General features: G+C 40.6%; 9 protein-coding genes. All 9 read left to right on the forward strand.

Features of this window, described 5'->3' with window-relative positions:
* Positions 1 to 166 precede the first annotated feature (166 nt).
* From H4075_RS05830 to H4075_RS05870, 9 genes are read left to right on the forward strand one after another with little or no spacing between them, the layout of a single operon-like run.
* Positions 167 to 3073 carry a SusC/RagA family TonB-linked outer membrane protein gene (locus tag H4075_RS05830; RefSeq protein WP_182805014.1) on the forward strand — a complete coding sequence of 969 codons (2907 nt, stop codon included), beginning with the start codon at positions 167 to 169 and terminating at the stop codon, positions 3071 to 3073.
* A gap of 42 nt (positions 3074 to 3115) precedes the next feature.
* On the forward strand, positions 3116 to 4684 hold the full coding sequence (locus tag H4075_RS05835) for a RagB/SusD family nutrient uptake outer membrane protein (RefSeq protein ID WP_182805016.1): 1569 nt from the start codon (positions 3116 to 3118) through the stop codon (positions 4682 to 4684).
* Positions 4685 to 4736: 52 nt separating this feature from the next.
* Positions 4737 to 5423 (forward strand): fasciclin domain-containing protein, encoded by a 687-nt coding sequence (locus H4075_RS05840; protein WP_182805018.1) that lies wholly within the window; start codon positions 4737 to 4739, stop codon positions 5421 to 5423.
* A 39-nt stretch (positions 5424 to 5462) separates the two neighbouring features.
* Entirely contained in the window at positions 5463 to 6515 is a 1053-nt protein-coding gene (locus H4075_RS05845; protein WP_182805019.1) for a DUF5007 domain-containing protein, read from the forward strand.
* A gap of 44 nt (positions 6516 to 6559) precedes the next feature.
* A complete protein-coding gene (locus H4075_RS05850) occupies positions 6560 to 9745 on the forward strand; it encodes a SusC/RagA family TonB-linked outer membrane protein (RefSeq protein ID WP_182805021.1) in 3186 nt (1061 codons plus the stop codon).
* Between the two features lie 25 nt (positions 9746 to 9770).
* A complete protein-coding gene (locus H4075_RS05855; RefSeq protein ID WP_220494860.1) occupies positions 9771 to 11327 on the forward strand; it encodes a RagB/SusD family nutrient uptake outer membrane protein in 1557 nt (518 codons plus the stop codon).
* 19 nt (positions 11328 to 11346) lie between these two features.
* A complete protein-coding gene (locus H4075_RS05860) occupies positions 11347 to 12060 on the forward strand; it encodes a hypothetical protein (protein ID WP_182805023.1) in 714 nt (237 codons plus the stop codon).
* Between the two features lie 56 nt (positions 12061 to 12116).
* Positions 12117 to 13784 (forward strand): DUF5008 domain-containing protein, encoded by a 1668-nt coding sequence (locus H4075_RS05865; RefSeq protein WP_182805025.1) that lies wholly within the window; start codon positions 12117 to 12119, stop codon positions 13782 to 13784.
* A gap of 31 nt (positions 13785 to 13815) precedes the next feature.
* The gene (locus H4075_RS05870) at positions 13816 to 15576 is read left to right on the forward strand and encodes a DUF4983 domain-containing protein (protein WP_182805027.1); all 1761 of its coding nucleotides are present in this window, start codon (positions 13816 to 13818) and stop codon (positions 15574 to 15576) included.
* The last annotated feature ends 28 nt before the right edge of the window (positions 15577 to 15604 follow it).

Here is a 15604-nt window from a genome sequence, read left to right on the forward strand (position 1 = left end):
TGAAAAGAGAGTGTGCATTGAAGCTTGCCTGATTTTTCGAAAACTAACATAATATGATCTTTTGCATGATGAATGTAAAAAGATGGATTGAATGAGATAAATGGGATGATTGCCTGCAACACAGGTGATCATTCAACGGATATTAAACCTAACTAACTGTTTAATTATGAATAAGCGAGTGATTCTGGCTGCAAATGCCGGGAAGTGTATCCTTACTGTCCTTACTTTCCTTACTTCATTGGGCGCAATAGCCCAAACCGATACAGCTTCTGCGCCAAAAGATTCGATTGTAGTGGTTGTTACCAACGGAGTAAAACTACAGCACGAAGTAAATCATATACCTCTTACATATATTCACAAGCAACCCGTTCTTTCGCTGCAGCAAATGCTTAAAGGCAACGCAGCAGGGGTATATGTACAGGAGCCAAGCGGCGAACCGGGTACAGAACAGAACATTTTTGTACGTGGTATTTCATCACCACTTTTAAGTAAGCGTGAATTATTTGATCAGCAGGCTGCTGTATATCTCAATGGTATTCCACTTGTACAGGATAATCCATTTGCGTATGAAATTCAGAAGTATGATTTCAACCGCATTGGTCCTGCTACCAATTTGCTTGCAGCTATTAATTTAGATAATATTGAATCGATCGAAGTAATTAAAGATCCTGTTGTGCTTGCAAAGCTGGGGCCTGTAGCAACGAATGGTGCTATCTGGATCACAACTAAGAATGCACATTCCGGTTACAGGGAAATTTCGATCAACAGTTATTATGGTTTTGCACAAACTCCTTCGGTTACACCTGTAAACGCAGCATACGAAAATAATTTCCGTAAACCATTTTACGATCGCTTTGGCACACTGGTCGACAGACTTAATTATCCTCCTTACCTGCGTGATTCAACCAATGTGGATTATTACGGCCCTGCAAACTGGATCGATAACTATTATAAAAATACACCGCTGTACAATGTTGATCTGAGTTTAACCGGCGGATCGGAAAGAGCCAACTTCCGTTTCTTTGGCGGGGCTACAAAAAATGCATCAAGTGCCGATGAAACAGCCATCAACCGCTACACCGGTTCATTCTTCATCAATGCAGCACCTATCAAGTGGTTAATGGTTTCCAGTATGATCACTTATAACCGTATGGAACGTACACGTAACCGCAACATCCGTGATCGTTTGGCTGAGCAACGTTATAATCCTGATCTTACAAATCCACTTACACCCAATAAAAATCTTTACAGTTCTTACCTGAATGAATTTAACAAGGCCATTGACGAGAATATTTCAAATGTTATACAGGGATACTTTGCTTTATCGGCCAACCTTAACAAATTCAGTTATAACGGACGTATCGCATTCGATTATAATGAAGGTATCCGTGATGCATTCTGGCCAACTACATTGTTAGAGAAGAACAATTTTGTATCGAATTATTTCGGATACAATCAACGTGTGGTGATCAGCAACACGGTTTCGTATAAACTAAACGTGAATAAGAGACAGAAGTTATTGCTTGAGGCCGGACAAAATTTTATGGCCGATACCTATAAGTATGATTATGCATATGCGTACAATGGTCCTAACGATTTTGTAAAAATCAACGTTGTGAATGGCGACCCTAATGCGGCGGATTATCTATTGCCCACATCTTTCAGGGTTAATTATTTCCCGGGTAAAATGCGTTCGGCACTGGCATCTTTTTCAGGTAATGCTACCTATTCATTTAACGATGTGTTGAAGCTGCATGCGGTTGTAAGCAGAGATGGTTCATCGAACATGCAACCCGATAACCGCTGGACCACTAATTTCTCAGGAGGTGCAGAATGGGATATCAAAAAACAATTTGACACAAAACTGAAACGTATCAACGCATTTACTGTAACTGGATCATGGGCACGTTTGGGTAGATTGTTGAGCGACGACAGGTTTAATGCAGGTGCACAATATCGTGTAGATATGGGTTGGGGTAATGAACCTACGCTTGGTTCTTATGTGGGTATGCCCGGTATATCAAGGCCGTATACGAGTGGATGGATCGGTTATGGTATTCCCTGGGCTTACAGCGATCAGTTGAATATTGGTTTCCGTTTAGCAACACTCAACAGGCGTTTAAAATTTGCACTTGATATTTATAACAGAGAAGATAAGGAAATGCTGTTACCTGTTCCTGTGCCTGTTGAATGGGGTTATACCAGTGCTTACAAAAACGGTATGCATGTTCGCAACAATGGAGTTGATCTTACAGTAGCTGCTGATCTTTTGCCTGCTGAATCAAATACGGTAAGATGGAATTTTGCACTCAACCTTAACTACAACAATAATAAACTCATTGCATTGCCCGGTGGCTTACAGGAAGTGATCATTGGGAATAATAAACTGGAAGTAGGTAAACGTATTGATGCATTCTGGGTATTGTTAAACAACAGGGTTGGTTCAGCTTATCCACCATCAGGATTGGCAACAAACTACAGAGGCGTTCCTTTCAAAGCAGGCGATCCACGTTGGGTTGATGTTACAAACGATGATACCATCAATGATGAAGACAAAGTATTAAAGGGTAATTATATTCCGAAAGTAAGTGGTGGCTTCAGTAATTCCATCGGGTTTAAATCGTTTACACTTGATGCACAGTTTTATTTTGCAATTGGTCGCAAAGTATTAAACCAGTATGCATCATCACGTCTCAACTTTATCAATGTTGAAGCAAGCAACAACATCAACTCAGTAAAAGAAATTACGTTCTGGGAAAAGAAAATGGATCTGTCATCTTATCCCATGTATAATCCGTGGAGTGCAGTTGTTCCTTACCGTCTTGAACAGGATATGTTCCTTGATGATGCATCATTCTTAAAACTCCGTTCACTTTCGCTCAGCTATAATTTAAAAACAGGTAAAAAGAAAACATTCACAAGCTGTGTGTTTTATGTTACCGGAACAAACCTGTTAACCATCACGCCATTCAAAGGCGATGATCCCGAACTCGTAAACTATAACGGCATTTATACAGGCTATGGATTGCCGCTGTCACGCACATTCATTACAGGTGTAAGAGTGGGTTTATAACAAAACAGAAATCATTCAAAATAATCAGGAAACATGAAGATTATGTCAGTAACAACAAACAAGGTGATGGGCATTGGAAAAAAACTGGTGCTTGCAGCAGGGTTGGTGCTTTTCATGGGAGCTTGTAATAAACAACTGGACATTCAATCGTCCCGCCAGGCAGATGAAAAAGGACATTGGGATTCTTATGAAGATGCAAGAAGCGGTCTCATTGGTTTGTATGGATTGCTGCGTGCAGCAGTTGCAGATAATAATGCACATTGGATGTGGGGCGAATTAAGAAACGGCGATTTTCAATCAGTGTATCGTCCCGATCTGAAAGCAGTTATTGAAGGAAACCTCAACGCTTCTTTCCCAACAATAGAAGCTGTTACAAACTGGCGTCGTTTTTATGCAGTGATCAATGCAAGCAATTTGTTTATTGAACGTGTGGCTGGTTGTAAAGCAGATCAACGTTATACTGAATCGTATTATAAGCTTGATGTTGCACAGGCAAGAGCTATCCGTGCATTCACTTATTTCTATATGGCAAGGATCTGGGGCGATGTTCCGCTCATCATCAATACAAAAGAAGGAAGCTTTGATGAACTGCCACGCACAAGCCAGGCTACGGTTCTTTCTTTTGCTGAACAGGAGCTGATAGCTGTTGCGCCTAATCTTCCTTTCCTGTATTCAGGTATTGATCCCGCACAGATATTTCCTAATAATTATTACGGCTATAATTCTTCACAATGGTTAAATGCACCCATAACAAGATTGGCAGCTTATGCAATGCTTGCACATATTGCTGCATGGCAGGGTCGTTATATTGATGTGGCTGTTTATACTGAGTATGTGGTAAACAACGCAACAAAAAGTAATCTTTCACTGGTTACAACTATCAATCTTGTAACAACATTATTTAACAGTGGTGTAAATAATAACTATAACCAGCTTGTTGGTTTCAGCTTTAACCGTAACATGGGCGAAACAACTTCAGAAGGCCACATTGAGCAACTCACATTGGCAACGACAACGCTTTATCCCATGTCGAAGCAGTTGCCTGAAATATATGTTTCAAAAGATTCTATTGCTGCAGCATTTCCAAGGAGCAACGGTGGTACCGATCAGCGTTTTGGTGTTGATCCTGCTTCTGTGCAGCAAACAATTTATACCAATTACTTTGAAAACTATAGTGCAGCAGTTCCTGTGTTCAAGAAGATAAGAGTGGTGGATGGCAATGTGGGTAACGCAGGACAGTTTGCAGTATTCAATTCATCCATTGTATTTACACGCCTCGAAGAAATAAAATTACTGCGTGCAGAAGCATTGGCTGTATTAGGACAAACAGATGCTTCGTACCAGGAATTAAATGGTATCAGAAGTATAAGAGGACTTGCTTCCATTTCTCCGGGGCCATCAAGAGATCTGTTAACAGAAGTATTTGCAGAAAGAAGAAGAGAGTTAATGGGCGAAGGATGGAGATGGTACGACCTGGTGAGGTTTAACAGGTTAAGACGCACAAACCCCGCTTTTAATGAATTGATCGACAAGGGTGGTATTTACTGGCCAATAGCACAGGAAGTGTTGAACAGAAATTCGAAGATAACACAAAACAGTTATTGGCAATAAGCAGGTTGTTTAAGTAAAAAAAACTTTTTCAATAAAAGTAAAATCGCACAGAATGAGTTTTATCAAAAAAAATTATTTGTTGATCGCAGCAGGTGTGTTGATCGTAATAGCGTTAACAAGCTGCAGCAAGACCGACAAAACCTATTACGATTATAACAACACGGCGGGCACTTTCAAAGGCACAACGTATGAATACCTTACTGCACAAACAGGTTTGTATGATTCGCTTCTGTTTGTTGCAAACCGTTTAACCGGTTTATCTAATGCATTAAAGACAGGCAACATTACTTTGTTTGCTGCCAATAACAGAAGTTTTGAACTGGCATTGTTCAATATTAACCAGGCACGTAAAGATTCTATTCCTGCAATGGCACAGGTATCGCTGGCAACAATTGATTCTGCTTTGCTTGATACGTTTGTTTGCCGTTACATCATCCCCGGTTTACAACACACTGACAGTTTAAAAGGATTTACAGATGGCAAGCTGTATGCATCGTATCGTTATGATTACAACATGCAGTTGCAATATGTAGCTACCAATGCATCGGGTTATTTGGGCGGTGGTCCCAAGGCTATTACATTCAGCGATCCACGTAATTCCATCTTCACACGTAACTGGGTAAGAGTAAATACCATCACTGTTGATATTAAAACATCAAACGGTATGCTGCACCTGTTACCCGCAGGACACGACTTTGGTTTCGGAAACGATTTTATTAAACGGGTGAATAAACGATAAGGATTATCAATCTCTCATTTTCTATAAAAGAAGATAACGATGAATAAGAGCATTAAAAATTTAGTACATAGCCGCCGTTATTACCTGGTTGCAGTTGTAGTTGTGCTGGCAGTGAGTGCCTGCAAAAAATACCTGCCGAAAGAACGGGAAACGGTTGGTGCCGATTCGCAATACACCATTGATACTTACCAACCGGTTTTAGGACGCACTACATTCTTTACTGATAATTTTTACCAGGGCAGTACAACTTATCCATCAGATTTTAAGATCGTGAACCCACGCAGAAGAAACGGCGATCCTGCACCTGAACTCACCGATATTTTTCCGGTGATGGTTTGGAAACAGGCGTACGATGGCACTGAAAAATCAATTGCTGAAATTGAAGCAAAACGTGAAAAGCAATATCGTCCGTTATTTGAGATAGGACCACACTCAGGTGCATTCACCATGTGGACTGAAGCAAAGTCAGCTTTTATCAGATCACAACCCGATTCAGGTTATTTGTTTGATGTGGAGTTGTCGAATTCTGGTGGTCGCAGATTCTATCGCAACCTGAAACTGATGCCGTTGAAAGAACGTCCGTATGAGCCATCGAACTACAATGCATCAACCGGTCAGCCAACAACAAATGGTATATATGCTTCAGCAATTATAAATATAAAAGGAGCTAATACAAATCGCTATCTCTCTTACAACGATATTGATGTATACATACGTAAAGTGGTAAAAGTTGGCGTGCCTGCAACCAATACATTAACCTTCCGTTTCCTTGATACGCTGTATAATCCAATTAACCCGGCGAAATTCACTGAAACAGATTGGAACAACCTGGTACATGGTTTTGAAAAAGTAATGACAGCAACAGGTGTTACTTATAAAATGGCATATCCGATCCCTGCGGTTGAAATACCTACTCGCTTTACATCATCTGACGGGCGTCGTGCCAGAGTCCGCTTCGGTTATTCACGCCTTGGTTATAATGGTGCAAGAGAAGATGCATTGCTTGGTCTCGACTTTGCCATTTATGAACCCGGTGATTGGGAAATCGTGTTTGCATTCAAAAATGATAATCCAAAATTCACCAACGATTAACACAGGCACACATGTTTAGTATAAACACACAAAAATTAATGGCTATGAAATTGTTACCCTGTATCGGGATATTGGCACTTGCACTTCTTTTTGCTGTGAATGCCAAGGCGCAAAACAAGATAACAGTAAAAGGTGTTGTAAAAGATAATGCACAGCAAACAGCTATGCAGGGTGTAACGGTATCTACAGCCAAACCTTCTAAAACCATTGCAACAACTGATGCAAACGGTGCATTTACTGTAACCGTTGATGCCGGAACTGAACTTGTGTTTACACACTCAGGCTATGCGGCTATCCGTAAAACATTTCTTTCAAGTAACTCATCAGTAACAATATCGCTTTCGGTTAAGGACAATACCATGCAGGAAGTAGTGGTGCAGGGTTTCAGACAAAAAACAAAAGAAACAGCAACCGGATCAAGTACAGTTGTAAGTGGTAAAGCATTGCAGGATGTTCCTGTATCGAACGTGGTGGAACTGTTGCAGGGTAAAGTGGCAGGGTTGAACGTACAGAATAACTCCGGTTCTCCCGGTGGTATGGGCACGATTAATTTACGTGGTATATCAAGTATCAACATCAGCAGCGATGGTTTCTTAACACCAACATCTCCTTTGTTTGTGATCGATGGTGTGCCTGTTGATGTAAATACAAATTATGAATATGGATTTCAAAGCGGTGGTGCCGGTATTAATCCGTTGGCATTAATACCACCTGAAGATATTGAACAGATGGAAGTCTTGCGTGATGCAGCAGCAACATCGGTGTATGGTGCAAGGGCCGCTTATGGTGTGATCATTGTTACCACAAGAAGAGGCAAATCAAAAGTGCCCATTGTACAATATTCATCTAACTTCTTTGTAAAAGCTCCTCCACGTTTACGTGAAGTGCTCGGCGGTAAAGAAGAACGGTTGTTCCGTATTCGCACCATTCTTGATTATGACACCTCTGCTGCTGCAGCACAGGCGCTGATTAATCAAACCCCGTTTTTATCCGATAGCCTGAATCCTTTTTTCAATAACTCAACAAACTGGCAGGATTATTTTTTTCGCACAACCTACAATCAACAGCATAATGTAAGCATTCGTGGTGGTGATGACAGGTTCAATTATAAAACCAACCTCAACTATTACCAGGAAAATGGTATTGTACAGAACACCGGCTTTAAACGCTATTCGCTTAGTATGAATGCACAGTATGCACCTACCAACCAATTGCGGATGCTTGTGAGTCTTTCAAGTTCTCTTGGGCAAAAACAAAATGGTAGTGGTGTAGGTTTAATACAAACAGGTGTGGCAAGTGGCGGATCTTCTTCTTCGTTACTGCCTTCTCCGTCTTTGTTCTCTGAAAATAACAGCGCCCTTGCAGCCGCAAGAGTAACCAACAATAACAAGACAGCGAATATTTCTTCAAGCCTCGATCTTTCATATGAGCCATTAAAAGGATTACGTATCGGCAATCTGCTCAGTTACAATTTTAACTCGGGTACAGCCGATCGGTTTACACCTTCATTTCTCAGCAACGGCTCTTCAGAATCGTATAGCTATAACGACAGAACCTACACGTTATACAACCGTTCTATTATCAATTTCACAAAGACATTATACAACCTGCATAATTTTAATGCGTTTGTGTTTAACGAGATCAATTCTTACGGTTATCGTGCAAACGCTGTTCGTTTAGACCGTACTGCAAATGATCAGATTACGGGTCCCATCGGTTATGGATGGGGAAGTTCTCGTGGCGGCACATTGAATAATATCAGGGAAACAAGACAACATGGTTATGGCGGCTCTGTTTCATACAACTTCGACCGTAAATATGTAATTGATTTCAATATCCGTTTTGATGGATTATCAACTACCGGTTCAAAACAACCTTATTCACAAAATCCTTCTGTAAGTGCAAGATGGAATTTTAACCGTGAAAAATGGTTGGAGAAAATTACCTGGTTAAGCTATGGATCTGCGAGAGCATCATGGGGCCGTAATATTAAACCCACCGGAACTATATTCGATACATATGGTCGTTACATTGTTGGGTTGCCTTACAATAATAATCCAACCGTGACCATTGATTATGCAACGGTGCCAAATGAAAACTTCCTTCCTGAAACACAAACTTCAACAAATGCAGGTATTGAATTAGGTCTTTTTAATAACGCATTACAACTGACATATGAAACCTATTACAGGAGTATTGATAACCAGATCATGAAAATTAAACTGGCCAACACCAGTGGTTTTGCAGAATTGCAAACAAATGCTGTTAGTCTTGTGAACTATGGTATGGAATGGTCGGCAACGGTACGTATGTTTAAACAAAGCAAACCGTTCCAATGGACGCTGTCTGTAAACGGAGCATTTAACCGTGAAATACTCACAAAGCTTCCTGATAATCTTCGCCAATTAAGACAAGAAGTAAAGGATAACGGCAGCGATGTTCCGGTAATTTACAGGATAGGACGTAATGCGATATCAAACCTCATTTATCATACCCAGGGTGTTTATGCAAGTACATCGGATGTACCTGTGAATATGGCAACGGGCAGACGTCAACAGTTGGGCTCAGGTACAGGTTATTATTTCCAGGGTGGCGATCCACGTTGGACCGATGTGAATGGTGATTACATCATTGATGAAAAAGATCTGTTACCAATAGGTAATCCTATACCAAAAGTGAACGGAGGTATTCTTTCACAAATGCAGTTTAAAAACTTCCAGCTAAACATTAATGCATCATACACTTTGTTTCGTGATCTGTTGAATGCTTCATTGTCGAAGACCATGCAAAATTTTGGTAACCCCGCATCAGTTGGGTCCAACGGCCAACCTATACAGCCAGGTGCATTGGTACCTATTGATCAATACAATTACTGGAAGCCATCCGGTTCAGATAAAGGAAGCGGCACTGTAAATGCGCAATATCCAAATCCATTCGATTTCAGACGAGCAGGTGTAATGCAACCGTTCCGCAGCAACCAGACGTTGTTCCTTGAAGATGGTTCGTACTGGAAAATCAACAACATCGTGTTGGCATATAACATGGATAGGAAATTCATCAGCCGTTTTAAGATGACTTCATGCAGGCTTACGCTGACCGCTAACAATGTATTTACATTTTCAAATTACAGCGGCCCCGATCCTGAATTGGTTACACAGTTGGGAAGAGATAACTCTGGAGGGTATCCCAATGCAAGGAGCTATGCGGTTGGTTTAAATGTTCAGTTTTAATTGTAAAAGAAAAAACAAAAGTCAGATGAAACGTATTATCAGCATACTTGCAATTACCACAGTACTTCTGTTTGGCAGTGGTTGCAAAAAATATTTAAGTCTCGATCCGCCGAATGCGCTGTCGGGTAATAATTTCTGGAAAACAAAAACCGACCTGGAGAACTATACCAATGGCATGTATGAATTGCTGCGCAAATCGGTTGCAAGGCTTGATATGAAAGCAGATGCCAGTTCATTCAACTTTCCCTTCTTTGCTTTCTCCGGCGATTTGAGAGGTGGTATGGCAAAAGAAAATACGGAGATCGGTTGGGGACGTACTTATGTTGCCAACTTATCAAACAATAATATTAAAGCACTTTTTGTTGACGCACAAAGTGGTGGTAACAACTGGTACCGCATTTTTAATATGATCCGTTTTTCGCAATGGGATAATTTTTACAAAGTAATTGCGGCAGCTAACATTGCTGTTGATCGTGTTGATGGCGTACCTGATCCTTCATTAACTGAAGCAGAAAAAAAGCAATATAAAGCAGAAGCCATCTTTATCCGCAACATGGCTTATTTCCTGATGGTTCGCCAGTGGGGTGATGTTGCCTATTATACCGATGCTTATCATAGTGCTCCTTTGAAACGTATGCCAATGGTAGAGGTATTAAAAAATTGCCGTGAAGATATGATGGCGGTGAAAGATGATCTGCCATGGACTTATAAAGATCCTGTGTTTGTTGCTGTGCGTGGAATGAGGGGATCGGCCCTTGCATTATTAATGCACATCAACATGTGGCTTGCTGCTTTCGATACAGGGAATGAGAAAGGATATTATGAAGCGGTAGATAAATTAGGTGATGAGTTATATAACGACAACGAAGGTGCGTATGCGTTGTTGCCATTAGAACGTAATGGTGAGATTTTTAAAGGCCGTTCAAAAGAAGGTTTGTTTGAAGTGCCGCAGAATGCAAACTATGGCGAATCATTCGGTTGGTCTTACTACTATGATCTTGTTTACTACAATCGTCTTGCTCCTGATCCCACACATCCATACATCAGTTACGATACAAAATTTATGGAAACAATTTACCCCGTAGGACAGGCTGATAAAAGAACGGATTACTGGTTTGATGTATCAACCATGTATAGTGGTAACAGAAGTTTTAAAATGCTGAAGTTTTTTGTAAACCGTGATCCTAACTCCGTTGATGGTACTTCGTTTGATGCAAGCCAGATCATTTTCCGCTATACTGATGCGATCTTATTACATGCCGAAGCATTGGCCAATCTTGGTAACGATGCAAAAGCAAAAGAGAAAGTAAATATTGTGCGTGATAGGGCTGCTGCAGCTCCTTTAACAAGTACGGGTGCCGAATTAAAAACAGATATTTTTTATGAGCGTTGCAGGGAATTGTTGGGTGAAGGTCATTACTGGTTTGATGTGGTAAGAACAAAACGCATCATCGATCCGGCATACAAGTTCGGTTACCACTGCACAGTAGAGCAATTTAAAGCAGGGGCATGGACATGGCCTATTCATCAATCAGCATTGGTGAATAATCCGGGCATGACATTAAATACTTACTGGCAATAACAAACAAAAAACAAAGCAGATGAACAATATGAATCGTTCCATCATCATCGCTGTTCTCATAACAACCATTTTAGTTGGTTGTCAAAAAAAAGATTACTTCACCGATACAGGGAAGCACACACCCAATTACCAGGGTACTGTACTTGATTATTTAAAATCAAAACCGCAAATGTGGGATTCGCTGTTGAAAGTGATCCGTATTGCAGGTATGGAAGATGTTTTCAAAAATGAAAAGATCACCTTCTTTGCACCAGCCGATTCCTGTATTACACTTACAATCCGTGTGTTAAATCTGTACCTGGATAGTAAAGGAAAGCCACGTGTAACAAGGCTCGATCAAATTAAACCCGAGGTATGGAAAAAACAATTGAGTCGTTATCTGTTTAAAGATGCCCGTTCAATGAACGATTATCCGCAGCTCGATCCGGATAATTTATCAGCTTATCCCGGACAGATCTACAGTTCATATCTCGGCGATATCATGAACATTGGTGTGATCTATAATGATGCAGGTGGTGTAAAGTACGCAGGTTACAGACAGTTGATCATTTCATACATCCCGTCTGTTTCAGCACCAAGAGATTTTAACAGTTGGTTCCCCGCAATTGTAGCATCGGTGAATGTTGCACCCACAAACGGCTATGTGCATGTGTTGAATTATCAATATCACTTTTTCGGTTTTGGGGTAGGCCAGTTTGTTGAAGATGTAATTGACAAAGGCATTATTTACTGAATATAAAAATCTGACCGTTTTTCATGATAAAGCAAACGATTAAAAATTTTTCAGCAATGACAAGAAGGAGCAGACATATAACCTTTGGAGCAATCAGTTGTTTTTTGGTAGCTGTACTTTTAGGTTCATGCACAAAGCAGAAGGTAGAACCTGTAGATATTTATCCCGATCCTCCTGCTGTATTGGTAAAATTCCTTGAAGGCGGTCCTTATCCTGCTATTGGCAGTGAAGGTTCTGTTGTGAAGTTTAATGTAAGTGGTTTGAAAGGAAAGGAAGGACAGTTTAAGTTTTTTGTTCACCTTACTGAAGCCGAAATATTATCAGTTGAAGAAAACGCCATTACAGTGAAAGTTCCTTTAGGAGCAAGCACCGGTGCAGCAAACGTGCTTATTAACGGACAGTATTATTTCGGGCCAACGTTTACAATCAAAGGAAAGCTTTCTATTGATGCTTCATTTAATACAGATGCGTATGTTTCAAATGGTGAGATCAATGGCATCTTCCTGCGTTCTGATAATACGTCTTATTTTCTCTACGGTCGTTTCAGCAATTACCAGAACAGTGCTACTGCAGCCAATCCAATTACAAACATGGCAATTGTAGATCTCAACTGTGCGTACAAAGCTGTAGCAGATCAAATGAAGGTTGGTAAAACCGGTGTTTCAGGAAGTTTAACCAGTGTTATTCAGCAGTCCAGTGGTCAATACCTGCTTGCAGGTGCATTTGGCAGTTACGATACTACAAACGGTATCAATAATATTACCCGTTTAACTTCAGCAGGTGTGTTAGAAACACAGGTCGTTGATATCATTAATCCGGACCCGGTTAATTTTCCTAATGACGGGAAGGCAACAGTTCCATCATTAAACGGAGGAACAACCGGCGGTATTACAAAAATGTTTTTCAATTCAACAACCGGTGATATTACGTTAGTAGGAAATTTCTTAAGCCATGTGAGTACGTTTTATGAACGATCAACAAAGACAGGTCCTTTTGTTGATCTGGTGAAAGTGCGTCAGCTTATTCGCATGAAATCTACCGGTGCTTTTGATTCATCGTTCAATTTCAACTATGCAACCAAAGAAGGTTATGAAGGTGGCAATGGTTTTATTTATGATGCAGTGCAACTGAACGATGGTAAGATCATTGTAGTTGGAAACTTTACAACGTATAACGGAATAACCACAAACTATATCACACGTATTAATCCAGCCAACGGTTTAGTAGATGCGACGTTTAATCAAGGTGGGGTTGGAGCTGATGGCCCCATCAACAAGGTGAGATATAATGCAACGACCAATAAACTTTTACTTGTTGGTGATTTCAAGAAATATAACGGACAGGATGCCAACGGTGTTGTAATGATCAATCCCGATGGGTCAATCGACGCAACCTTCCGTTTTGGAAAAGCAACGGGCGGTATCACATCGTTTGCAGCACAATTAAACAATGGAAAAATTCTTGTAGCCGGCAGTTTTAGCCATTACAACTACAATTACATCACTACACCAGATAAGTCTGTTGTGCGTCCTGGATTTATGGTGCTTGAAAGTAACGGGGCATTGGCGCCCGGTTATAACAACACAGGTTTGTTCAGAGGCACCATTAATGATCTCGTACAAATTGTAATTAACGGAACACCTGGTGTAATTCTCGTTGGTGATTTCGACAGGTTCGATGGTAAAACAGTTGCAGATATTGTAAAAATCCGCATGGAAAACTAACAGGTTACTAAACAAATTAATTGATAAGATTATGATACGTCTGAAATATCTAAAAACTTTGTTCCTTGTTGCGGCGGTAGGGTTTATTGCAGCAAGCTGTAATAAATCATTTCCAAATCCATTGGAAGCAAATGCAGGCACCGGAAATTCTGCAACTGTTATCAATCCAAAAACATTGGTAATAGTTGTTGATGGTGCAGTAGGTACGCAGGTGCAGGTGTCGAACCCACCCGTGCTGAACAGCCTTGTAGATTATTCCATCTTTTCATGGGATGCTTTAAGCGATTATGACAATGTGAATGTTACGAATACATTAGGTTGGTCAAACTTATTTACAGGCGTAAAAGTGAATAAGCACAATGTTACCGGTGCAGATTTCGGTGGCAATCGTTTTGCAGATTATCCTTCTTTGTTTACACGCCTCAAACAGCAAAGGCCCGGTATGAGAACAACTGCGTTCTTCTCATCAAACAATATTGCTGCTGAGCTTGCTGCTGATGCAACAAAAACAGAATCGTTCAATGAAAATGATGCAGCGGTAAAAGAAGCCGTGAAAGCTGAATTGACTTCACAAAACCCAGGCCTGGTGCTGGCACAATTTCATGATGTTGATAAAGCAGGTGCAGCTTCATCTTACACAGTTGGTTCAACAGGTTATAAAAATGCGATCCTTCAAACTGATGCATACATTGGTGAAATATTAACTGCATTAAGAAGTCGCCCTTCCTTCAAAACAGAAAACTGGATGGTGATCATTACTTCAAACAAAGGAAGCAATACAATTTATAATCCGGCAGGTTCATGGTCGGCATTTGAAGATACACGACACAATACATTTTTCTTTTGTTTTAATCCACGGTTTAACAGCAAGTCTTTAACAAGGCCGGGTGCGCTTATTCCATATACAGGAACTGCTCCGCTTTACTCTGGTGCAGTTGCGCAAAACCGCAGAGCAAAAGTGTTGGGTGGCGGAACTGCGTTTGATATTGGATCAACCGGTGAGATGACAGTTTCGTGTAAAGTAAAAATTCCTGTTGGCAATTATTATTATCCACCTATTTTATCGAAGCGTGCTTCTTTTACAGGTGGCGTTGTTGGTTGGGTATTTTTTCTTGAGGCGAATTACTGGATGGTCAACTTCGGTCAAACAAGTTTAGGAAACCGCCAGATACGTGGGCATGTAATTGCCGATGGCCAGTGGCACACGCTTACTGTTGTTATAAGAAATGAAGGAGCTGCAAGGAATGTGTACACATATACCGATGGTGTTCTTTATAACACAGGTATTTCTGCTGCAACAAGAGATATTACCAGTTATGGAAATCTGAACAGCCCTCAACCACTTACTGTTGGTAATCTTCCTCCCGACAATGTAACAGGGCTCGCCAATTATTCACTTACTGATATCAAATACTTTAATGTGGCATTGCCCGATAGTTACATTGCTAATACCTATTGCACAACAAGCATCGAACCATCTAACCAGTATTACAATAACCTGGTTGGTTTCTGGCCGGGCTTTCCTGTTATAAATGATAATGGTGTATTTAAAATGCGTGATTTAAGTCCATTCGGTCGTGACTTCACACTTGAATCTTATTCGCCCGGAAGCTTTAATGATCTTAATGCAAATGTTTGCCCACCTGTTAGTGAACCTGTTTACAAAACAGTTCCTAATTCGGTAGATGTGACGGTGCAGATCTATGCATGGTTTGGTATTACTGTTCCTGCTTCATGGGGATTAGATGGTAAAAACTGGATACCTACCTACAGTGATGTAAGTGGAGGTTGATCAATAAAGAATGAATAATAAACTAGTT

It is taken from the genome of Lacibacter sediminis, from assembly GCF_014168535.1.
Taxonomy (GTDB): domain Bacteria; phylum Bacteroidota; class Bacteroidia; order Chitinophagales; family Chitinophagaceae; genus Lacibacter; species Lacibacter sediminis.

What these genes read in the sequence shown, in the direction of transcription:
- H4075_RS05830 (WP_182805014.1), top strand. Translation starts at nt 167, where the DNA reads ATGAATAAGCGAGTGATTCTGGCTGCAAATGCCGGGAAGTGTATCCTT.
- H4075_RS05835 (WP_182805016.1), top strand. Translation starts at nt 3,116, where the DNA reads ATGTCAGTAACAACAAACAAGGTGATGGGCATTGGAAAAAAACTGGTG.
- H4075_RS05840 (WP_182805018.1), top strand. Translation starts at nt 4,737, where the DNA reads ATGAGTTTTATCAAAAAAAATTATTTGTTGATCGCAGCAGGTGTGTTG.
- H4075_RS05845 (WP_182805019.1), top strand. Translation starts at nt 5,463, where the DNA reads ATGAATAAGAGCATTAAAAATTTAGTACATAGCCGCCGTTATTACCTG.
- H4075_RS05850 (WP_182805021.1), top strand. Translation starts at nt 6,560, where the DNA reads ATGAAATTGTTACCCTGTATCGGGATATTGGCACTTGCACTTCTTTTT.
- H4075_RS05855 (WP_220494860.1), top strand. Translation starts at nt 9,771, where the DNA reads ATGAAACGTATTATCAGCATACTTGCAATTACCACAGTACTTCTGTTT.
- H4075_RS05860 (WP_182805023.1), top strand. Translation starts at nt 11,347, where the DNA reads ATGAACAATATGAATCGTTCCATCATCATCGCTGTTCTCATAACAACC.
- H4075_RS05865 (WP_182805025.1), top strand. Translation starts at nt 12,117, where the DNA reads ATGACAAGAAGGAGCAGACATATAACCTTTGGAGCAATCAGTTGTTTT.
- H4075_RS05870 (WP_182805027.1), top strand. Translation starts at nt 13,816, where the DNA reads ATGATACGTCTGAAATATCTAAAAACTTTGTTCCTTGTTGCGGCGGTA.